Source organism: Alteromonas sp. 009811495, assembly GCF_028865455.1.
Taxonomy (GTDB): Bacteria; Pseudomonadota; Gammaproteobacteria; order Enterobacterales; family Alteromonadaceae; genus Alteromonas.
The window spans coordinates 2,833,251-2,855,647 of sequence record NZ_CP113972.1 but is presented as its reverse complement, the minus strand read 5'-3'; the positions used below and the strand labels follow the sequence as shown (position 1 = coordinate 2,855,647).

Genomic DNA, 22,397 nt, shown 5'->3' with positions numbered 1-22,397 from the left:
AGTAATTCTCTTATTATTTTTCTCTCATTGCCAAAGACAATCGTTTTTGAATTGGCGTTGGTAATATGTGCATAAATCGTAAAATGAGCCCAAACAAGCGAGGAAAAAAAACCGTTTGCTTGTTACTTTCGATACCTTTAAGCATCGCTTTAGCTGCTTCGCTGGCGGTTATCTTCATTGGCATTTCAAAATCGTTTTTGTCAGTCAACGGCGTTTCAACAAATCCAGGGGACACAGCTTGAACGTCAATACCCTTGTCGTGTAAATCAACTTCAAGCGACTTCGTAAAATAATGTAGAGCGGCTTTACTTGCGCCGTATGCTTGAGAGCGGGTAAAGGGAAGCAGTCGCGCCATGCTGTCTACGATAACTACTTTGTTGCCTTTTTTAAGAATAGGCAAAATGGCATCGACGCAGTGAACAACACCAAAGAAGTTTGGTTCAAATACACGCCTAAACATGTCAGGCTCAAAGTCCTCAACATCGACGTATTCGCATGTGCCTGCGTTTAATATGGCGACGTCAAATGTCTGAGTACGAAGTGCTTCACGTGTTGCTTCTAGTGATGTGACATCGAATTGGCAGGCTTGAATGTTTGTATGTTCACTTAATCTGTCCAATACGTTCTTATTGCGTCCGCAAGCAATTACGTTGTAGCCACTATCCGCTGCGTGTTCTGCCAACGCTTTGCCGATGCCTGATGTTGCGCCTGTAATAAGGAGTGTCTTCACGATGCAAGTCTGCCTTTTATTTTTTTGATAACAAAACCTAATACAGGTACGTGCTCATACACCATTTCGCCCACATCGTAGTAATCTTTGTGGTAAACAATAATGTCATCTTTAATGCCGAGTTGCGTAGTGCCATCAAGAGTGATTATTTTTTTACCTTTTGTAAGCGTAAGTGTCATTGTCCAATTAGCAATATGGGTTACCGAGGAGTCGTTGACTGCGCACTCTAAAATATGGGCGATGTCGAATTTGCAGCTCTCTGCTTGGGTAAGTAAATTGGCAAAGTACTGCTTAACTTCTGTCAGACCCTGATGTGTTGTTATGGGGTCGATGAAAAGAATGTTATCTGAATAGATAGACGCCAAATCATCGGGAGAAATTTGACAAATATCTGTGTAAATTTTACAAAAACGACTGATGACATCCATCCAGCTTTCCCTCTAAACGAGCGGTTACATTAAAAAATTAACCAAAAGTCTAACCTGCAATTAAAACCTAAGTATTTGCAATTTTTAGGTTGGTGATTTTTTGTGCGCAGTGCAAGTCTTTGATTTAGTTATTTCATTTTTTTATTCTTTGTTCACAATACAGCGTCTAGTTGCTAAGAGATCACGTTTTAAAGCGAAAGTGTGAAAATTTTTCACATTCGATCCAATTCGTACCCACTTGCGTAGGTAATTTCGTGTTTTCGGAAGTGTAATTTATGAGTGAAGATCGATTTCCATTATTTCCATTGTCTGCGCATCTCTTACCTGAGGGACGTATGGCGCTGCGTATTTTCGAGCCGCGATACTTGAGGATGGTCAAAGAGGCATGCGCTGAAAACAAAGGCTTTGTAATGTGTATGCTCAATGCCAGCGGCGATAAAGACCTCAATGAACATATTCATAAAATAGGAACAATGGCACACGTTGTTGACTTCGATATGTTGGATGATGGGTTGCTTGGCATAAAGGTTGCTGGTTCTAGGTTAGTCGAGGTGTCGGATATTCAAACCGAAAAAGATGGTTTGCGCACAGGTACATGCAAGCCAATGTCGCAGTGGGACTGTACATTAGCACCTCAACAGTTAGCGCCTATGGACGAGCGGCTTAAAGAGATTTTTAGCGATTACGAAGAACTTGCATCTTTATACGATGCCCCAAAATTTGATTGCCCTAACTGGGTTCTCAACAGGTGGTTGGAACTACTACCTGTTGATGGAGCGCAGAAGCAGCATTTTTTGGCGCAGAAAGAATGTACAGGGCTTTTACATTACCTGTCTGCACTCATTGCGTAACGTTGAGTGTAAATATTACAGGTAATGTACATTACAAAAACGTAATTCAAATAGTGCAATCACTTTATGCCAATTCGCCGTAGAATATCAGAACCAAAACGGAAAGGCGGACGAATCATATGTTAGTTGGAATTCCATTGGAACAAAGCAATAGCACAATCAAACCAAAAGAGTGTGCTACCGAAATGTCTGATTACCTTGTAGCGGTTGCGAACGAGAGATGTAAGCGTTCATTTGCAAGAGTGTTTAATTACTTTGCACCTCGTTTACGTTCATACGCATTAAAGCAGATGGGTAATGAAGCTTTGGCGATGGAGTTGGTTCAAGATACTATGTCGAACGTGTGGCAAAAGGCGCACTTATTCAACGCAGAGAAGGGCTCACCTTCTACGTGGATTTTCACCATTGCGCGCAACATTCGATTCGACATGCTCAGAAAGCTGCAAAACAGAAAAGAGGATGTGTGCTCTGATGATTTATGGCCTGTGCTGTGTGAGCAGACTGCCGACGTAAATGAAGCGCCACTTGACGAGCAGGTTACATTAGAGCAAATTGGTCACTTATTCGAATCACTGCCTGTTAAACAAAAAGCGGTGGTTGAAGCGATTTATATCGATGGGAAGTCACAGCAAGAGGTGGCAGACGAATTATCGATACCCCTAGGTACGGTGAAATCAAGAACTCGTCTAGCGCTTCAGCGTTTAAAGGTAATGCTACACGACAATGATTAAGTTTCACCCAACACCTCGACAACTTAGCGAATTTGTTGAAGGCGGTCTATCTCCAGCGATATCTCTGATGGTCGCAGCCCACTGTGATATGTGCAGTAGGTGTAGATCTCAAGTCGAGTTGGAAACAGAGGCACTAGCCGCACAGTTGATGTCAGATGTAGATGCATTCGGTGATGCTGGTGCTGCTTTTGGTGACATGTTGTCATCCATTACTTCTGAGCCTGACGACGCTCAAACCAGCCAAGATGATGTACTCTATGATGGCGACTTTGACGACACAGATGTTATCGTCAGCACCCGTCCTTATCGAGAGAGCATCCCCGCTCAAGTTAAAACTCAAAATACATCACAGATGAGCACTATTGAGCTTGATGGTCGCACGTTTAAACTTCCGCGTACGTTGCAACGCTATGTGACAAAAACGGGAAATTGGTCAAGCCTAGTCGGCAAATTGTGGCAGGCCCCGGTTGATTTAGGTAATCAGGGCGTTGCAAACTTTATATTCATGGGGCAGGGGGGAAGTGTTCCTGAGCACACCCATAGAGGTACAGAGTACACGCTCGTCATTGACGGTGAATTCAGTGATGGACTTAACTCTTATGACACAGGGGATTTTATCTATATGGACGGTGATAAAACCCACACACCAAGGGCTGACGCAAAAGAAGGGTGTTTAGTGTTCAGCATTGTAGACCAACCACTTCATTTTACATCGGGTTTAGCGCGCTTGTTGAATCCGTTTAGCCACCTCTTTTTTAGATAGCCTCGGCAAACAAAAAACGCACTATTAAGTGCGTTTTTTGTTTTCTAAAATTCAGTTATTGCTAACTGATAAAGTCACTTTCTGGATAATTAAGCTTTAGTGTCTTCATTGCGTTATCACGCAATTCCGTTAGCCCTAGCTGCTCGTAGCTTGAAACCATTATTTCAAGAGCTTGTTGAACTTGCGTTGTATTCGGGAAGTGCTCAATTACATAGCGCCCACGATTTGCAGCTGCTACGTAAGCTTCTCTTCGCATATAAAAACGCGCAATGGCAATCTCATAGCGTGCTAAGCGGTCTTTGATGTATACCATACGCTGTTTTGCATCCGCAGCGTATTTACTATCAGGATATTGCTGAATAAGACGTCTAAAATCTTCGAATGCTTGACGAGATTTGGAGGGGTCTCTATCTGTACGATCGATATTCATCAATTCTTGAAATAAATTGCTATCAGACTCCATATTAGTCAAGCCACGCATGTAATAGGCGTAATCAACGTCTGAATGATTTGGGTTTAAACGAATAAAGCGGTCGATAGTTGCTAACGTCTCATCAATCTTACCTGATTTGTAATAGCTATAAATCAGATCAAGTTGAACTTGGTGAGATAAAGGACCGAAAGGATAGCGTGAGTCCAATGCGCTCAATGTTTGTGCAGCCGCGCTAAAGTTGCCGACTTCCATACTTTGCTTCGCACTGTCGTAAAGTTGCTGCGCACCCATGTTAGCTAAAACGGCTTTCTCTTCATTATCTGAAGAACTGCATCCTGCGACAGATATCACAGCACCTAATAAGACCGGCGCTAGTAAACGAAATGATTTCATAATAATTCTAGTTTCCTGCTAAACAGTTTAAATACTTCGCTGTCTAAGCTCACGTGTTAAACAACAACACTTTAATTGCATTCTAACGTACTAACGGTGAGAAAAACCATACAAAAACGTAAACAACGCAGTGTACAGCGTGAATAGTTGTTATAATACTCTTTTTTAGACGTAATCAATGGTGTTATGACACAGTCGCCCAACACAATACAATTAGAAGCTTCAACGGAAGCTGCGCATTTTGGTTTACGGTTAGATCAGGTTTTAGCTGATTTGTTCCCTGAATATTCACGTTCCAAGTTAAAAACTTGGATCTTAGATGGGAACGTGGCGGTAAACGGAGAAGTTATCACAGTACCTCGCCATAAAATGGAGATGGACGAAGTGATTACCGTCAAGGCCGAAATGGACGTTCAAGTAACGAGCAAAGCACAAGACATTGCCCTCAACATTGTTTATGAAGATGACCACATTTTGGTAATCAATAAACCTGCTGATTTGGTAGTACACCCTGGTGCGGGGAATCCTAGTGGTACAGTACTAAATGCACTGCTTAATCATGTTCCTGATATCGATAAAGTTCCGCGTGCGGGTATCGTTCATCGTCTCGATAAAGACACTACCGGATTGATGGTTGTGGCAAAGACAATACCTGCGCAAACCCATCTTGTTGATCAACTTCAACGTCGTGAGATGAGCCGTGAGTACGAAGCAGTTGCATTGGGAACTATGGTTGCAGGTGGAATTGTAGACGCGCCAATTGGTCGTCACGCAACCAAACGCACGCATATGGCGGTTCGCGAAATGGGCAAACCAGCCGTAACGCATTACCGCGTGATAGAGAAGTTTCGAGCATACACGCATTTGCGCTTAAAACTTGAAACCGGACGAACGCACCAGATTCGTGTGCACATGGCGCACATCAAACATCCTTTGTTGGGCGATCAAGTATATGGCGGTCGTCCGCGTTTACCTAAAGGTGCATCGGAAGCGTTTATCAGTGCTCTTAGAGGGTTTCAGCGTCAAGCGCTACACGCAGCGCAGTTGTCTCTCTTCCACCCAGAAACAGAAGAGTGGATGACGTGGAAAGCACCGTTGCCACAGGATATGCAAGACTTGTTAAAGGCTGTCAAAAAAGACACCGAAGACAACCCGCAGGATATGCTGTAGTCGTATGTCGGTGACCAAGACGATAGAACCGCATTGGCGCTCACCCGACAATATTGTTGCATACACAAGTACGCGACTTGGAGGTGTTAGTCTTGGTGATTATCATGGACTAAACGTAGGAGCGCATGTTGGCGATGACTTATTGCTTGTCAAAGCCAACCGAGCACTTCTGCCACAGCACGAAAAGTTAACGTGGTTAGAGCAGGTACACTCTAACCGCGTTGTTGCTTTACCAACAATTGATACAACTGCCGATGCTGCGTACTCACAATCACCCCATTATTATTGTGCGGTAATGACTGCTGATTGTGTTCCCATTTTAATGTGCAATACCAAGGGAACAGAAGTGGCTGCAGTGCATGCTGGCTGGAAAGGACTAGAAAATGGCGTGATTGCAAACGCTGTCTGTCGTTTCGAAAGCGCGCCAAGTGAATTACTTGCATGGATTGGCCCGGCTATTTGCAAACAGTGTTACGAAGTAGATGAACGAGTTGCTGGGGTGTTTTCATCATATCCCGATGCGCTTTCTACAAGTGATTCAGTTGATAAGTATCTTTTGGACCTACCATTTATTGCACAAACTCAACTAAGTGCTTTAGGCGTGGATAACGTAACTCAAAGTGAACTCTGTACATACTGCCGCAATGATCTTTTTTATTCTCATCGACATGCAACGCACCAAGGTAAACGTGCGACTGGGCGCATTGTGAGTGTAATTGGTATTAAGTAGAAGGTAGTGCTGTTCTGGCAGTTGATTGGCCAAGTAGCGTGACTAAGCCATTTTGTATTATCTGTAGTTTGTTCTAAATCAACTATTTTGGTGTTTTTTACCCCTTTCGGCATCTTTTTAGCCAAGATTGCATTTTCGTACTTGAATCATAAATCACCAGATCCCATAACTACATCATCGAATTAAAAACATTTTATGTTTTCTTTTTAGGTTGAGATTATGAGATTAGACAGATTTACCAGTAAATTTCAGCTCGCTATATCCGATGCTCAATCACTCGCATTGGGTCGAGATCATCAATACATAGAACCTGTACATTTAATGACTGCCATGCTCAATCAGCAAGGCGGCTCAGTACGACCACTGTTAGACCAAGCTAATATCAATGTAAATGCTCTGCGTTCTGCATTAAGTCAAGCTATCGAACGTCTTCCAAGAATCGAGGGTATTGGCGGTGATGTTCAGTTAAGTAAAGACAGCGGTGTGCTACTTAATCTGTGTGACAAAATAGCGCAGCAGCGCAAAGACGAATACATCACGTCAGAGATTTTTGTACTCGCTGCGTTGCAAGACAAAGGGCGATTAGGTGAAATTCTTAAGAGCTTGAATATTAAGCAAGACGCTATTGAAGCGGCCATTGACGATATGCGTGGTGGTCAAAAAGTCACAGATCCAAATGCAGAAGATGTTAGGCAAGCGCTAGAAAAGTATACGACAGACTTAACCGAGCGTGCAGAGCAAGGAAAATTAGACCCTGTCATCGGGCGAGACGACGAAATTCGACGAACCGTGCAGGTGTTGCAGCGCAGAACAAAAAACAATCCTGTGTTAATTGGCGAACCTGGTGTGGGTAAAACCGCAATTGTGGAAGGGCTTGCCCAGCGTATTATTAATGGGGAAGTGCCTGAAGGACTTAAAAATAAGCGCGTGTTGGCGCTTGATATGGGAGCGCTGGTAGCGGGAGCAAAATACCGTGGTGAGTTTGAAGAACGCTTAAAAGCGGTACTTAATGAACTCGCTAAAGAAGAGGGGCGTGTAATCCTCTTTGTCGACGAGCTTCACACCATGGTAGGCGCGGGTAAAGGTGACGGTGCAATGGATGCAGGCAATATGCTCAAGCCTGCTCTAGCTCGAGGTGAGTTACACTGCGTAGGCGCCACAACGCTGGACGAATACCGTCAGTACATTGAAAAGGATGCTGCACTTGAGCGTCGATTCCAAAAGGTTCTAGTGGAAGAGCCAAGTGTTGAAGATACCATTGCTATACTGCGCGGGCTTAAAGAGCGCTACGAACTGCATCATTCTGTAGATATTACTGACCCTGCTATTGTGGCTGCGGCAAGTTTGTCTCACCGTTATATAAGTGATAGGCAATTACCCGATAAAGCTATCGATTTGATTGATGAAGCCGCTTCAAGTATTCGTCTTCAAATTGATTCAAAACCAGAAGATATGGACCGTCTAGAACGGCGTATTATTCAGCTAAAGCTTGAAGAGCAAGCGTTGGCAAAAGAGACGGACGACGCTAGTCACAAGCGCTTAGAAATGATTGAGCTAGAACGTGAACAAGCGGAAAGTAAATATGCAGAACTAGAGAAAGTGTGGCTAGATGAAAAAGACGCCATGCAGGGGACGCAAACAATAAAAGGTGAGCTTGAGCAAGCTAAGCTTGACCTTGAAATTGCACGACGTGCTTCAGATTTAAACCGCATGTCTGAATTGCAATATGGCCGTATTCCTGAGCTAGAGGCTAAACTAGAGCAAGCCGCAGAAAATGAAACTCGTGAAACTAAACTTGTCAAAAACAAAGTAACAGATGCAGAAATTGCTGATGTGTTGTCGCGTTGGACGGGCATTCCTGTAGCAAAAATGCTAGAAGGAGAGCGTGACAAACTACTTCGCATGGAAGAAGTACTCCACAAGCGAGTGGTTGGACAAAGCGAAGCGGTTCAAGCGGTTTCGAATGCCATTAGACGCTCCCGAGCAGGGCTTTCTGATCCAGACCGTCCAATAGGCTCATTTCTATTTTTAGGTCCGACAGGTGTTGGTAAAACTGAGCTTTGTAAGGCACTGGCCGGCTTTATGTTCGATACCGAAGATGCCATGGTGCGTATTGATATGTCTGAGTTCATGGAGAAGCATTCTGTGGCGCGGCTAGTAGGTGCTCCTCCTGGTTATGTTGGATATGAAGAGGGCGGTTACCTCACAGAAGCAGTACGACGTAAACCGTATTCAGTAATTCTGTTAGATGAGGTTGAAAAAGCACATCCAGACGTATTTAACATATTGCTACAAGTGCTCGATGATGGCCGTTTGACTGATGGTCAGGGGCGTACGGTAGACTTTAAGAATACCGTTGTCATCATGACATCAAACTTGGGCTCCGACATTATTCAAGATAAGCATAATGAAAACCAATACGAAGAGATGAAGACGGCCGTGATGAACGTGGTAGGTCAGCATTTTAGACCTGAGTTTATCAACCGTGTCGACGACATAGTGGTGTTTCATCCTCTTGGTAAAGAAGAAATCAAGTCGATTGCAAAAATTCAGCTTGCGTCGCTACGAGCAAGACTTGCTGAGAAAGGTTACAAGCTCAACTTGTCTGCAGCGGCAATGGACAAACTGGCAGAAGCGGGCTTCGACCCTGTATTTGGTGCACGTCCTTTAAAGCGTGCTATTCAAGTACAAGTAGAAAATCCACTTGCACAACAATTGCTGGCAGGTGAATTATTGCCTGAGTCGACCATTCGCATTGATGCTGACGACAGTGGACTTTTTGTTGTGAGTCAGTAATTGATATCACGCATTAGTTGATTAAAAAGGCGCTTCTTATGGAGCGCCTTTCTTTTTTGCAATATAGTGATACGCAGAAATAAACACTTGGTCACACTGGTGGCGCAGCAAAAGTGCTTAAGGAAAACAAATGCGCGAATCTCTTATTATTGAGAAGTTTAAAGCAGTCGTAGGAGAGGGGGCTGTAGCCTATGGTCATCAACAAACCTCACATTATCGAAAAGGATGGCGTTCTGGTGAGGGTGATGCGCTTGCTGTTTTATTTCCTAAAACATTGATTGCATGCTGGCACTTGTTATCAATTTGTGTCGAAGAAAATTGTATCGTAATTATGCAGGCGGCTAAAACTGGGTTAACTGAGGGATCAACGCCTAGTGGGAATGATTATGACCGTCCTGTCGTGATCATAAATACTTTGGCGATGGACGACATTATGCTGCTAAATGGTGGCAAGCAGGTCATCAGCTTTCCTGGCGCGACACTGCACAAGCTGGAAAATTTACTCAAACCGCTTAAAAGAGCGCCTCACTCGGTTATTGGTTCATCTTGTCTTGGCGCATCGATAGTAGGTGGTGTTGCAAACAATTCTGGCGGCGCATTGGTTAAGCGGGGTCCTGCTTATACCGAATTAGCATTGTATGCTCAGGTTAACCGAGAAGGTAAGCTTCAGCTGGTCAATCATCTGGGTATAGCGCTCGGGAGCTCACCAGAAGAGATACTGAACAATTTATCTGCTGGCAATTTCAATAAACAGGTCGATTTTAACGAAAAGAAAGCATCCGCAAGTGATTACGAGGATATCGTTAGAAATGTCGATGCAGACACACCCAGTCGGTTCAATGCCGATCCTTCTAGATTGTATGAAGCGAGCGGATGTGCAGGCAAAATTGCAGTATTTGCGGTGGTGCTAGATACCTTCGCAGTCCCTGATGCTGAGCAAACCTTCTACATTGCTACCAATGATGCCGATGTATTAACCCAGATTCGAAGAGATATACTGAAAGGCTTTTCCTCATTACCTGAAGTCGGTGAATATTTGCATCGCGACATGTTCGACATTGCTGATAAATATGGCAAAGACACGTTTTTGAGTATTCATCATCTGGGGACCACCTTTCTACCTAAACTCTTCGCAGTGAAAGGAAGAGTCGATGCCTTTACTAACAAACTGCGCTTTCTACCTTCATTTTTATCTGATCGAATAATGCAGCGGTTAAGCCACTTATTTCCAGATCACATACCGCCTCGCTTGCGACAATTCCGTGACAAATACGAACATCATCTTATTGTAAAGATGAGTGATAAGGGTATAGACGAAGCGAATGTGTACCTCCGTGATTTGTTTGAAAGCAAACCAAATAAAGGCGCATTCATAGCGTGTACCGAAGATGAAGCAAATAGGGCTTTTTTACTGAGATTTGCAGCAGCCGGTGCAGCGGTAAGATACCAAACGCTTAAACAAAAAGACGTAGGGGAAATACTCGCGCTTGATATTGCCCTGCGACGCAATGACATTTATTGGGTGGAAACTTTGCCCGAGCACATATCGCAACATATTGATAAGTCGCTCTACTATGGCCATTTTTTTTGCCACGTTTTCCATCAAGACTATGTGTTGAAAAAAGGAGCGGATGCGAAACAAGTAAAAGCAGACATGTTAGCGTTACTTGATGATAGGGGAGCTAAGTACCCTGCGGAGCACAATGTGGGTCACTTATACAAAGCGGAAGATTCTCTTGTCACTTTTTATCGTACTTTAGACCCCACCAATACCTTCAACCCAGGTATTGGTGGAATGGAAAAGCACGCACGTAACTGTGCGTGTTGCTAACTATGTTGTAAAACATGTTTGTCGTCTTACAAACTCTCTAGTAATGCTTGTGCCTTAGGACGAAGAAAGAAAGGACGCTCTACATTTACTGCGTATTCAAGCTCTTTCTTTGCTTCTTCAATGCGATTTAACTTAGCCAGCGTAAAGCCTAAGTGATAGCGAATGTTAGGATCGTTGGCGTCTCGGGCAAATGCATCACGAAGCATTCTTAAGCTTCCCTCCAAATCACCTTCAAGGGCTTTAATGTAGCCAAAAGTGTCGAGTACCCTCGCTGAATTCGGTTGCAAAGAGTAGGCTTTTTCTGCAAATTTTCTGGCTTCCTGTAATGAAGAGTCAATTGACATGATGGCAAGGCGATTAAACGCTTCAGCAGGGTTTAATAAGTTTGGCTCTTCAACCAACGCTTTGTAAAGCGCAATCGATTCATCAAATTCTCTTATAAAAAACAAATACTGCGCAAGGAGGTTTCTAGCCAATAAGTTGCCTTCATCCTGTTGAGATAGTTCACGCGCTATCTCTAAAAAGACGTCAACGAACTCCTCATTAAGCGCATAATTGTAAATTGCTATAAAGGCCTGAGAGAAGCGAGGGTCTAACTCTAAGGCGTTTCTGTAATAAGTGATGGCGTCCTCTGTGTCACCTTTGTTTGCTTCTAGGCGCCCTTTCAAAAACTGGTAAACGGCATTTTGTTGCTGTGCTGCGGGTATGGACGCAAGCAATGCACCTGCTTTTTCGTTATCTTGAAGGTCTAGTAATAGGCTCACATAGCGAAACGTAACGAAAGTATTTTGCTTAGCAACGGAGTGTGCAGTTTCCATTGCGCTTTTCGCAGCTTCATTCTTACCTAAGGAGCGCATTAAGTCAGAGTAAACAATCAGTTTTTCCGGGGTATCGTCAATAAAGTTTCTAACTATCCCAAGCGTTTTTTCAGCATCTGATGTGCGGTTCGCGTCGATGAGAAGTTGTGCTTTTCGTAATAAATAATCGGCATTATCGAAATCGTCTTTCAACAATAAATCAAGGTGATAAAGTGCGCTTTTTGTATCACCTAGCCTTTGATAGAGGCTGGAAATCCGTTCTCTAGCGCCAATATTGGACGGATTAAGCGTTAAAACATCAAGGTAAATCTGCTTCGCTTTTTCAACATCCCCGCTTCTTGTTAGGTTAAATGCCTTTAAAAGCAGAGTTTCGTTATGCTGCGGTGACAATTGAAGTAACTCTTCAACTAACTCATTTGATTTTACCGTGTTGCCTAACCGGCTTTCGGTTGCCGCTAAATTAAACTTAGCGGGAAATAGCGTTGGATTTTTTTCCAGTGCTTTTTCAATATTAACTTTAGCCTGCGATAGATTTCCTTGTCGTATTAGGATCCCAGCTTTAAGGTTGTACACTTCGGCCTTATCTGGAAACATGCTATTAAGTAGATTGGCCCCCTTGAGCGCATTGTCGAATTGTTCAGCTTGAAGGTTCATTAACGAGTAGGTGAACAAAAAGCCCGCGTTTTCAGTGTAGTTAGCTAAATTCTTTTCCAATATTTCCAGCGCTTGCGCTTGTTTGCCTCGCGCAGCCATTAGTTTTATCTTAAATAATTGAAGCTTCCCTTCCTCTGGAAATAAGGTTTCCAAATCTTCTAGTAATCGCTCTGCTTTAAATGCTTTATTTTGTCTGATGAACAAATCGCCTAGTAGTAATGCAGAGTCTACATCTTCCATAAGTGCAGACTGATGACGTTCAAGCAACAGAAGCGCTTGTTTATCTTGTTGAGTAGCGATATAGACCTGACTTAGCATCAATACAGCTTGTAGGTCCTCAGGTTCCTTCTGCAGATAGGCGTTAAAGTCTTTCGCTGCGGTCTCCATGTTGTTATTAAAGAAATTTGTCAGACCGCTTATATAAAGCAGCATAGGCTGAGAAGTTATTAACTCAGGGTCAAGTTGCGCCATAAAATCGTTTAGCTCTTTGAGCTTAGTGTTATCAATGGCTTGATCGCTATCTCTGCTTTGTAACCAACTGTTTAGCAATATGGCTAACGGGTCGTTCGGTGTATCCTCAATAATTTCATCGACGAAAAGTTTGGCAGTATCATAATCCTTAGCTTCCAGGTAGAGGTCGACAAGGTTTCTAAGCGCTATCGGGTCATCCCTATTAAATGACAATGCTTTTTGAAGGTGTGATGTGGCAGATGCTGTGTCGCCTTGACGGTAAGCTAATTGACCTTTCAGTCGCCAAGTGATCGCATTTTCAGGCTCAATATTGATCGCCTTTGTAATAAGCCCTGCAGCCTTATCGAGATCTTCATTTTGTAGAGCTATAGACGCTAAGCCATTTATTGCGGGTACAAAGTCTGGAGAGGCGGCGATGATGGTATTGTAGTCTCTTAATGCACATGCCTCATCTTCTAACCGAATGCAGGCTGTAGCTCTTATAAGTAGCCACTCTCGCTCTGCTTCACCGGATAGTCTGTCTAGATTTGAGAATTCTACGATATCTTGATATTTATTAAGAAATAACCAAGTGTTACCTAAAGGCTCAGCAAGCAGGTTAATATCAGCACCCATTTCTAGCGCTTCAACGAATTCCATTTCGGCGGCGGTCAAGTAACCATTAATCAGTAGTATTTCACCCATAAGCAATTTCGCTGCTAAGTTTTCAGGATCTTTTTGAAGGCTGTTTTTAAGGTGAATGTATGCTTCGTCGTATGCGTTGTTATTAAATGAGGTGAGTGCTTTCTCGTAATCTTCCGACGTTGTTGCAAAACTAATCGGGCTTTGCAGCGCTAACAATGTTGTAGTGATAATAGAAAATAAAGCGTTTTTCGCAAAGCGTCTTTTTTTGTATGAGATATCCATGATTACCTGAGATTCCACCTGAAAATGGTATTTTTATGTATAAAAAAAGGTGGCCAAAGCCACCTTTTAAAGATACGTGTTTTCTGTTTAATTTTAAACAATTAAACGCGACGCTTGCGACGATAAAGAAGTAAGCCCAGTCCAAGGCTCATTAAAGCAAATGCTCCAGGCTCGCTAACATCAACATCAGGAGTTTCGTTTGCAATAGAAAAACCAATGGAGCTTAGCTTGAAACCGAAATCTTTATTCTGTGAGTAACCAGGGTCAAAGAAAACATTATACGCACCGACTAACCAATATTTCGCAGCGGGCAAGGTGCCAAACGATGAATGATAATAGTTCCCCGCTTTTGTATCGCTTACTGAATAGTGGCCAACAGCAGAATTGATTACACTGCTGCTGTTAGCAAGACTTCTCCAACTGAATGACGAATTGCCCTCAAACATTGAAATGTCGTTAAGCCCCGCTACAGTGATTTCTTTTGATGACTGTCCGCTACCATAGTTATTTACGTATGAGAACTGACTACCCGTTAATGAAACTGCTTCACTAAACGAAAGTAGAACCATATCTCTGTCTTTGTAACCTGACTCATAACGATAGTTATCTATAGTGTGACGGTCACCGTATTGGTCACCTCTGGCGTAACTATCGTCATTAACTAGACCGAAGCCACTTCCGTAATTATTGAGTCTGCCTTGGTTCTTAACTTGCCAGTCGCCACTGCCATTTTTGTCGTAGCGTGCGTCGTAGTTGCCAGTATCAGACCATGCTGTAAGGCCAACATAAACCGTTTTATTGTCTAGAGTAGTAACCGCGGTTCCGTTTAAGGCATCTCCAGTTAGGGAATATGAGATACCATTATTAACCAGTGAATAAGTACCTTCACTTAAACTACTATCATTGCCAAACACACTTCCTGAAAAAACAATAAGGGCTAATGCCGAACGTAAATACTTCATGTACAAAACTACCAAGCTGATGATGCGGATATAATTAAATTTACCCGGCTTATGCTTTTATCGTGCCAATGTGGTATGTATTTGTTTTTGTGTAATTTGTAGGCTTTTTTTGAATGGGTGATTAATGAAGAGTAAAAAAAACTGACAGTGTAGAACTGCCAGTTTTAGTCTTTCGTATAATAGTTAAATCAGAGTCTTTTTTCGTCTCCACATAACAATAAGACCTGAGGCGAATAGTAGTCCCAGTGTACCTGGTTCGCTGACTGCTGTGCTATCCGGAGGTGGAGTTTTATCACTAACTGAAAAACCGATGCTAGTTAGCTTAAATGCATCATTGCTTGAATAGCCACCTATATCACCAAACACCTTGTTGTATGCACCAACCAGCCAATACTTGGATGATGTATTAAGCGCGAATTCAGACTTATATTTTAGATGTTCATCGGTAGAGTCGCATTTTTCAACATTATAGGAAGACGTGATCGCAGTGCCTACGATATCGCTCCAAGTACTGCTGCCTGATGTTAGTGAACTTATATTATCAAGAGCCGCTATCGACACCTGCGTGTCATACTGACTATAGGCCCACGAAAAATTAGCGCCTTGTAGAGTTACATCATCGCTAAATGAAAATAATACGAAGTCGAAATCTTGCCAGTTACCGTTGCGAGTATTTACGTTATCAATAGCGTGATCTGGTGAGTTATATGCCGACTCCCAATCTTCGTTGGTTACACCGTAACCGTACTTATCGGAAATTTTGTAGGTATCGGCACCCACAACAATATCGTCATTATAACCGTAGGTATCTGCCCATCCGCTTACTGCTACATTGACGCCACCAATAGCCACATTAGATGAATTAGCAGACGTACTTTCGAAGATGCCATGGTCGACAAGGTTGTAAACATTCTCGCCAAGAGGCGAGTTGCATTCGGCTGTGCTTGTTTGGGTACTGCTGCCACCGCACTGACTGTAATTATAGTTGTACCGATATCCCGCTGACGCCGTACTAATAACACCAACGCACGATAACGCTACGCAAAACTTTGTTATGGAACTTAACCGCATTTCAATTAATCCTAAATAAATTGATAAGGGAAAGCTCTCTCATGCGCCTGAGCGCGAGGAACTTCAACATGGAGTCGCCATAATAAAGTGAAGATGGTTTGTGTACGGTATATAAACTGATACGCTGTTATTTACTTTGCCTATAGATTGGGTTGTTAGCGTATAAAAGACACATCTATGCGTAACCGACGAGATATGAAATAATTGAATAAGATTAAGTTGAATAATGAGGACGTATGTCTGAACAGAAGAGAAAGGGAATATATCTACTTCCTAACCTATTAACTACAGCGGGGCTTTTTTCAGGCTTCTTCGCGGTGGTATCTTCCATGAACGGTCGTTTTGAAGCAGCAGCGGTAGCAATATTTGTCGCGATGATTTTCGATGGACTCGACGGTCGTGTTGCACGCATGACAAACACGCAAAGCGATTTCGGTGCAGAGTATGACTCAATGGCCGACATGGTATCGTTTGGCGTAGCACCTGCACTGGTGGCATATAACTGGGGGCTAACCGAACTTGGTAAACTTGGGTGGTTAGCTGCATTCGTCTATGTTGCTGGCGCTGCATTAAGGCTTGCCCGATTTAACACACAAGTAGGGATTGCAGATAAGCGTTTCTTTCAAGGACTTGCGAGCCCAGCTGCTGCTGCAGTTGTCGCTGGTCTAGTATGGGTTGGTGTTGAGTATGAAGCTGTCGGTACTGATTATGGCTTTGTTGTTGCCGCTGTAACAGGATTAGCGGGTCTTTTGATGGTGAGCAACTTTAAGTACAACTCTTTTAAAGAAGTGAACTGGCACGGTAAGGTTCCGTTCGTTGCTTTGTTACTAGTACTACTTATATTCGTAGTGGTAGCAACCGAACCTGCCCTTGTGTTATTCCTAGTGTTTGCACTATATGCACTTGCAGGACCTATAAATACATTTCGCACGGTCGATAAGGTGACTCTACACGATGTGGTAGGGGACCATGAAGAAGATGCAGACTTCAAAGCTACTAATGTTGAAGGCTGCGAAAACCAAACAGAAGAGAAGAAATAACGCTAATTCGCCGCGTTATTAATCGAATAGTTTAAAAAGCGACCGAACGGTCGCTTTTTTTATATTTATTTAAAAAAGGGTGTTGACGATAAAGAAAGAATGCGTACAATGCGCGCCTCCTCAACAGGGAACAGCGAGCAGCTAGCAACTGATGAGGATGTCAAAAACCTAGTTTAAAAATAAATAAACAAAAGTTGTTGACAAAAAAAAGATGCGCTGTAAGATACGCATCCGCTTCGAAAGAGGCTGCTAGCGGCAAAGAGTAACATCAAGCTGCTAAGCAAGGAAACGAATCAACTGAGAGTAATGTTGGTCCTCCTTGCGCAGAAGTCATCTACGATGATTCTGCACGACGTTCTTTAAAAATTTAGACAAGACAATCTGTGTGGGCACTCGTTAAGAGTGTCACAACGACGATTCATATTTCGATATATTTAATTGAAGAGTTTGATCATGGCTCAGATTGAACGCTGGCGGCAGGCCTAACACATGCAAGTCGAACGGTAACATTTCTAGCTTGCTAGAAGATGACGAGTGGCGGACGGGTGAGTAATGCTTGGGAACTTGCCTTTGCGAGGGGGATAACAGTTGGAAACGACTGCTAATACCGCATAATGTCTTCGGACCAAACGGGGCTTCGGCTCCGGCGCAGAGAGAGGCCCAAGTGAGATTAGCTAGTTGGTGAGGTAAAGGCTCACCAAGGCGACGATCTCTAGCTGTTCTGAGAGGAAGATCAGCCACACTGGGACTGAGACACGGCCCAGACTCCTACGGGAGGCAGCAGTGGGGAATATTGCACAATGGGGGAAACCCTGATGCAGCCATGCCGCGTGTGTGAAGAAGGCCTTCGGGTTGTAAAGCACTTTCAGTTGTGAGGAAAAGTTAGTAGTTAATACCTGCTAGCCGTGACGTTAACAACAGAAGAAGCACCGGCTAACTCCGTGCCAGCAGCCGCGGTAATACGGAGGGTGCGAGCGTTAATCGGAATTACTGGGCGTAAAGCGCACGCAGGCGGTTTGTTAAGCTAGATGTGAAAGCCCCGGGCTCAACCTGGGATGGTCATTTAGAACTGGCAGACTAGAGTCTTGGAGAGGGGAGTGGAATTCCAGGTGTAGCGGTGAAATGCGTAGATATCTGGAGGAACATCAGTGGCGAAGGCGACTCCCTGGCCAAAGACTGACGCTCATGTGCGAAAGTGTGGGTAGCGAACAGGATTAGATACCCTGGTAGTCCACACCGTAAACGCTGTCTACTAGCTGTGTGTGATTTTAAATCGTGCGTAGCGAAGCTAACGCGCTAAGTAGACCGCCTGGGGAGTACGGCCGCAAGGTTAAAACTCAAATGAATTGACGGGGGCCCGCACAAGCGGTGGAGCATGTGGTTTAATTCGATGCAACGCGAAGAACCTTACCTACACTTGACATGCTGAGAAGTTACTAGAGATAGTTTCGTGCCTTCGGGAACTCAGACACAGGTGCTGCATGGCTGTCGTCAGCTCGTGTCGTGAGATGTTGGGTTAAGTCCCGCAACGAGCGCAACCCTTGTCCTTAGTTGCCAGCATTAAGTTGGGCACTCTAAGGAGACTGCCGGTGACAAACCGGAGGAAGGTGGGGACGACGTCAAGTCATCATGGCCCTTACGTGTAGGGCTACACACGTGCTACAATGGCATTTACAGAGGGAAGCGAGACAGTGATGTGGAGCGGACCCCTTAAAGAATGTCGTAGTCCGGATTGGAGTCTGCAACTCGACTCCATGAAGTCGGAATCGCTAGTAATCGCAGGTCAGAATACTGCGGTGAATACGTTCCCGGGCCTTGTACACACCGCCCGTCACACCATGGGAGTGGGATGCAAAAGAAGTAGTTAGTCTAACCTTCGGGAGGACGATTACCACTTTGTGTTTCATGACTGGGGTGAAGTCGTAACAAGGTAACCCTAGGGGAACCTGGGGTTGGATCACCTCCTTACCATTACGTCGATAGACGCCTTGATGCAGTGCCTACACAGATAGTCTTGTTTAAAATGAAGAACGACACAAGTTTATGGGGCTATAGCTCAGCTGGGAGAGCGCCTGATTTGCATTCAGGAGGTCAGCAGTTCGATCCTGCTTAGCTCCACCATCTACTTGAAAATCTGAGCTTGAAAGCGACAGGTTGTAGACTGAAGGCTTGTAGCTCAGCTGGTTAGAGCGCACCCCTGATAAGGGTGAGGTCGGCAGTTCAAGTCTGCCCAAGCCTACCATTTCTTACTTATACTGCGTTATCGTATCGCTCACGTGCTACTAGCACGCTACGCAATCCGATGCCTTGTCTAAGAAAGAAATAGATGGCAAAAAACGTGTCAAAACGGAATTTAAATCCTAATGAATATTTACTGTTTCAGTAAGCATTGATTAGGGTTTTTTACTCTAAAGTGCAAGGGTGTTGCTTCGCAACCTATACCTTGTGTTGCAATCGGCAAGTCCGATTGCAAGAAAAGTTCTTTAACAATTTGGAAAGCTGATATTAATAGTAATCAATCAAAATTGAGTAACTGAGAAATCGAAAGATGACTTTTTACTCTACTTGACTGAATTGCTTGTTATCAATCGATGATTTGATAGCAAGGCAATTCTTCCGATTAGCTTGTCATGCATACAACATTACCCAACCTGAATTCAAAAGGCGGGTTAAAAGCACAAATGAGGTTTTTTGGGGTTGTATGGTTAAGTGACGAAGCGTATACGGTGGATGCCTTGGCAGTTAGAGGCGATGAAGGACGTGTAAGTCTGCGAAAAGCTGTGGTGAGCCGACAAAATGCATTTGAGCCACAGATGTCCGAATGGGGAAACCCACCTATTTATAGGTATCGTTGCATGAATACATAGTGTAACGAGGCGAACGAGGGGAACTGAAACATCTAAGTACCCTTAGGAAAAGAAATCAACCGAGATTCCCCTAGTAGCGGCGAGCGAACGGGGAGCAGCCCTTAAGCTGTTTAGAATTTAGTGGAATCCTTTGGGAAGAGGAGCGATACAGGGTGATAGCCCCGTACACGACGAGTTCTTTACAGTGAAATCGAGTAGGTCGGGACACGTGTTATCTTGACTGAATATGGGGGGACCATCCTCCAAGGCTAAATACTCCTAACTGACCGATAGTGAACCAGTACCGTGAGGGAAAGGCGAAAAGAACCCCTGTGAGGGGAGTGAAATAGAACCTGAACCGTATACGTACAAGCAGTGGGAGCCCTTCGGGGTGACTGCGTACCTTTTGTATAATGGGTCAGCGACTTATATTTAGTAGCAAGGTTAAGTGAATAACGGAGCCGTAGCGAAAGCGAGTGTTAACTGCGCGTTTAGTTGCTAGGTATAGACCCGAAACCCGGTGATCTAGCCATGGGCAGGTTGAAGGTTGAGTAACATCAACTGGAGGACCGAACCCACTAACGTTGAAAAGTTAGGGGATGACCTGTGGCTGGGGGTGAAAGGCCAATCAAACCGGGAGATAGCTGGTTCTCCCCGAAATCTATTTAGGTAGAGCCTCGGACGAATTCCATTGGGGGTAGAGCACTGTTAAGGCTAGGGGGTCATCCCGACTTACCAACCCTTTGCAAACTCCGAATACCAATGAGAACTATCCGGGAGACACACGGCGGGTGCTAACGTCCGTCGTGGAGAGGGAAACAACCCAGACCGCCAGCTAAGGTCCCAAAATATTGCTAAGTGGGAAACGATGTGGGAAGGCATAGACAGCTAGGAGGTTGGCTTAGAAGCAGCCACCCTTTAAAGAAAGCGTAATAGCTCACTAGTCGAGTCGGCCTGCGCGGAAGATGTAACGGGGCTAAGCAATATACCGAAGCTGCGGCAGCATGTTTACATGCTGGGTAGGGGAGCGTTGTGTAAGTGGATGAAGGTGAGTTGTAAAGCTTGCTGGACATATCACAAGTGCGAATGCTGACATGAGTAACGATAATGGGAGTGAAAAACTCCCACGCCGGAAGACCAAGGTTTCCTGTCCCATGCTAATCAGGGCAGGGTAAGTCGGCCCCTAAGGCGAGGCAGAAATGCGTAGTCGATGGGAAACGGGTTAATATTCCCGTACTTATATAATCAGTGATGGAGGGACGGAGAAGGCTAGGCAAGCTTGGCGTTGGTTGTCCAAGTGAAAGCGAGTAGGCCGAGAACTTAGGTAAATCCGGGTTCTTAAAGCTGAGACGCGAGACGAGCTACTACGGTAGTGAAGTTGTTGATGCCCTGCTTCCAGGAAAAGCTTCTAAACTTATGATTATATGAACCGTACCCCAAACCGACACAGGTGGTCAGGTAGAGAATACTAAGGCGCTTGAGAGAACTCGGGTGAAGGAACTCGGCAAAATTGTACCGTAACTTCGGGAGAAGGTACGCCCCTGTTTGTGAACACTTTACGTGGTAAGCAGATGGGGGCCGCAGTGACCAGGTGGCTGGGACTGTTTATTAAAAACACAGCACTCTGCAAACTCGTAAGAGGACGTATAGGGTGTGACACCTGCCCGGTGCCGGAAGGTTAATTGATGGGGTTAGCGTATGCGAAGCTCTTGATCGAAGCCCCGGTAAACGGCGGCCGTAACTATAACGGTCCTAAGGTAGCGAAATTCCTTGTCGGGTAAGTTCCGACCTGCACGAATGGTGTAACCATGGCCACGCTGTCTCCACCCGAGACTCAGTGAAATTGAAATCGCAGTGAAGATGCTGTGTACCCGCACCTAGACGGAAAGACCCCGTGAACCTTTACTACAGCTTGGCACTGAACATTGAACCTACATGTGTAGGATAGGTGGGAGGCTTTGAAGCACAGTCGCTAGATTGTGTGGAGCCGTCCTTGAAATACCACCCTTGTATGTTTGATGTTCTAACATTGGTCCCTTATCGGGATTGTGGACAGTGTCTGGTGGGTAGTTTGACTGGGGCGGTCTCCTCCCAAATAGTAACGGAGGAGCACGAAGGTTAGCTAATCACGGTCGGACATCGTGAGGTTAGTGCAATGGCATAAGCTAGCTTAACTGCGAGACAGACACGTCGAGCAGGTACGAAAGTAGGTCATAGTGATCCGGTGGTTCTGTATGGAAGGGCCATCGCTCAACGGATAAAAGGTACTCCGGGGATAACAGGCTGATACCGCCCAAGAGTTCATATCGACGGCGGTGTTTGGCACCTCGATGTCGGCTCATCACATCCTGGGGCGAAGTCGGTCCCAAGGGTATGGCTGTTCGCCATTTAAAGTGGTACGCGAGCTGGGTTTAGAACGTCGTGAGACAGTTCGGTCCCTATCTGGTGTGGGCGTTGGATGATTGATGGGAGCTGCTCCTAGTACGAGAGGACCGGAGTGGACGAACCGCTGGTGTTCGGGTTGTCATGCCAATGGCATTGCCCGGTAGCTATGTTCGGAACGGATAACCGCTGAAAGCATCTAAGCGGGAAGCCGGCCCAAAGATGAGTCATCCCTGAACTTTAAGTTCTGGAAGGGTTGTTATAGACGATGACGTTGATAGGCAGGGTGTGGAAGCGTTGTAAGGCGTTAAGCTAACCTGTACTAATTGCCCGAGAGGCTTAACCATACAACGCCCAAGAAGCTTTAGGCTTTTGAGTGTTGTAGACAAGC

The 22,397-nt window shown here is 44.6% G+C and carries 14 protein-coding genes, 2 tRNA genes and 2 rRNA genes; 12 read left to right on the top strand and 6 right to left on the bottom strand.

The genetic code is table 11. The features are described from left to right. Nucleotides 1-13: 13 nt before the first annotated feature. Both OZ660_RS13030 and OZ660_RS13025 read right to left on the bottom strand, forming a co-directional pair. Nucleotides 14-730, bottom strand: a complete 717-nt coding sequence (locus OZ660_RS13030; RefSeq protein ID WP_202261969.1) for an SDR family NAD(P)-dependent oxidoreductase — start codon at nucleotides 728-730, stop codon at nucleotides 14-16. Then, nucleotides 727-1,158: a nuclear transport factor 2 family protein gene (locus OZ660_RS13025; protein ID WP_202261968.1), complete on the bottom strand. Its 432-nt coding sequence runs from the start codon at nucleotides 1,156-1,158 to the stop codon at nucleotides 727-729. Before OZ660_RS13025 ends, OZ660_RS13030 begins: the two co-directional genes overlap by 4 nt. A 275-nt stretch (nucleotides 1,159-1,433) precedes the next feature. Here OZ660_RS13025 and OZ660_RS13020 point away from each other — a divergent pair, with 275 nt between their 5' ends. From OZ660_RS13020 to OZ660_RS13010, 3 genes are all read left to right on the top strand, one after another. After that, nucleotides 1,434-2,009, top strand: a complete 576-nt coding sequence (locus OZ660_RS13020) for an LON peptidase substrate-binding domain-containing protein (protein WP_274741192.1) — start codon at nucleotides 1,434-1,436, stop codon at nucleotides 2,007-2,009. A gap of 119 nt (nucleotides 2,010-2,128) precedes the next feature. Next, entirely contained in the window at nucleotides 2,129-2,740 is a 612-nt protein-coding gene (locus OZ660_RS13015) for a sigma-70 family RNA polymerase sigma factor (RefSeq protein WP_202261966.1), read from the top strand. Continuing rightward, entirely contained in the window at nucleotides 2,733-3,503 is a 771-nt protein-coding gene (locus OZ660_RS13010) for a cupin domain-containing protein (protein ID WP_202261965.1), read from the top strand. Before OZ660_RS13015 ends, OZ660_RS13010 begins: the two co-directional genes overlap by 8 nt. Before the next feature lie 61 nt (nucleotides 3,504-3,564). Here the strand turns inward: OZ660_RS13010 and OZ660_RS13005 are convergent, their stop codons facing one another. After that, the gene (locus OZ660_RS13005; RefSeq protein ID WP_159626948.1) at nucleotides 3,565-4,329 is read right to left on the bottom strand and encodes an outer membrane protein assembly factor BamD; all 765 of its coding nucleotides are present in this window, start codon (nucleotides 4,327-4,329) and stop codon (nucleotides 3,565-3,567) included. Nucleotides 4,330-4,515: 186 nt separating this feature from the next. On the opposite strand from OZ660_RS13005, the gene rluD reads away from it, so the two are divergent. The 4 genes from rluD (at nucleotide 4,516) to dld (ending at nucleotide 10,856) form a co-directional block, all read left to right on the top strand. Beyond that, entirely contained in the window at nucleotides 4,516-5,499 is a 984-nt protein-coding gene (gene rluD, locus OZ660_RS13000; protein WP_159626947.1) for a 23S rRNA pseudouridine(1911/1915/1917) synthase RluD, read from the top strand. A gap of 4 nt (nucleotides 5,500-5,503) precedes the next feature. After that, a complete protein-coding gene (pgeF, locus tag OZ660_RS12995) occupies nucleotides 5,504-6,229 on the top strand; it encodes a peptidoglycan editing factor PgeF (protein ID WP_274741191.1) in 726 nt (241 codons plus the stop codon). A 219-nt stretch (nucleotides 6,230-6,448) separates the two neighbouring features. Then, nucleotides 6,449-9,025 carry an ATP-dependent chaperone ClpB gene (gene clpB, locus OZ660_RS12990; RefSeq protein ID WP_274741190.1) on the top strand — a complete coding sequence of 859 codons (2,577 nt, stop codon included), beginning with the start codon at nucleotides 6,449-6,451 and terminating at the stop codon, nucleotides 9,023-9,025. Nucleotides 9,026-9,155: 130 nt separating this feature from the next. Continuing rightward, nucleotides 9,156-10,856: a D-lactate dehydrogenase gene (gene dld / locus OZ660_RS12985; RefSeq protein ID WP_202261962.1), complete on the top strand. Its 1,701-nt coding sequence runs from the start codon at nucleotides 9,156-9,158 to the stop codon at nucleotides 10,854-10,856. A gap of 26 nt (nucleotides 10,857-10,882) precedes the next feature. Here the strand turns inward: dld and prsT are convergent, their stop codons facing one another. The 3 genes from prsT to xdp1 (OZ660_RS12970) all read right to left on the bottom strand — a co-directional run bounded on the left by prsT (nucleotide 10,883) and on the right by xdp1 (OZ660_RS12970) (nucleotide 15,738). Beyond that, a complete protein-coding gene (gene prsT / locus OZ660_RS12980) occupies nucleotides 10,883-13,705 on the bottom strand; it encodes an XrtA/PEP-CTERM system TPR-repeat protein PrsT (protein WP_274741189.1) in 2,823 nt (940 codons plus the stop codon). 101 nt (nucleotides 13,706-13,806) lie between these two features. Beyond that, nucleotides 13,807-14,667, bottom strand: coding sequence for an exosortase-dependent surface protein XDP1 (gene xdp1 / locus OZ660_RS12975; protein ID WP_274741188.1), 861 nt, complete (start codon nucleotides 14,665-14,667; stop codon nucleotides 13,807-13,809). Between the two features lie 183 nt (nucleotides 14,668-14,850). Beyond that, nucleotides 14,851-15,738, bottom strand: a complete 888-nt coding sequence (gene xdp1 / locus OZ660_RS12970) for an exosortase-dependent surface protein XDP1 (protein ID WP_202261959.1) — start codon at nucleotides 15,736-15,738, stop codon at nucleotides 14,851-14,853. A 236-nt stretch (nucleotides 15,739-15,974) separates the two neighbouring features. Between xdp1 (OZ660_RS12970) and pssA the strand changes: the two genes are divergently transcribed. The 5 genes from pssA to OZ660_RS12945 all read left to right on the top strand — a co-directional run bounded on the left by pssA (nucleotide 15,975) and on the right by OZ660_RS12945 (nucleotide 22,353). After that, nucleotides 15,975-16,778: a CDP-diacylglycerol--serine O-phosphatidyltransferase gene (gene pssA, locus OZ660_RS12965; RefSeq protein ID WP_202261958.1), complete on the top strand. Its 804-nt coding sequence runs from the start codon at nucleotides 15,975-15,977 to the stop codon at nucleotides 16,776-16,778. Between the two features lie 435 nt (nucleotides 16,779-17,213). Continuing rightward, a 16S ribosomal RNA gene (locus OZ660_RS12960) occupies nucleotides 17,214-18,746 on the top strand. 77 nt (nucleotides 18,747-18,823) lie between these two features. Further along, a tRNA-Ala gene (locus tag OZ660_RS12955) sits at nucleotides 18,824-18,899 on the top strand. Between the two features lie 44 nt (nucleotides 18,900-18,943). After that, nucleotides 18,944-19,020: transfer RNA gene (locus tag OZ660_RS12950), tRNA-Ile, on the top strand. 461 nt (nucleotides 19,021-19,481) lie between these two features. After that, nucleotides 19,482-22,353, top strand: a 23S ribosomal RNA gene (locus OZ660_RS12945). Together the 16S and 23S rRNA genes with 2 tRNA genes alongside form the textbook arrangement of a ribosomal RNA operon. Nucleotides 22,354-22,397: the final 44 nt, after the last annotated feature.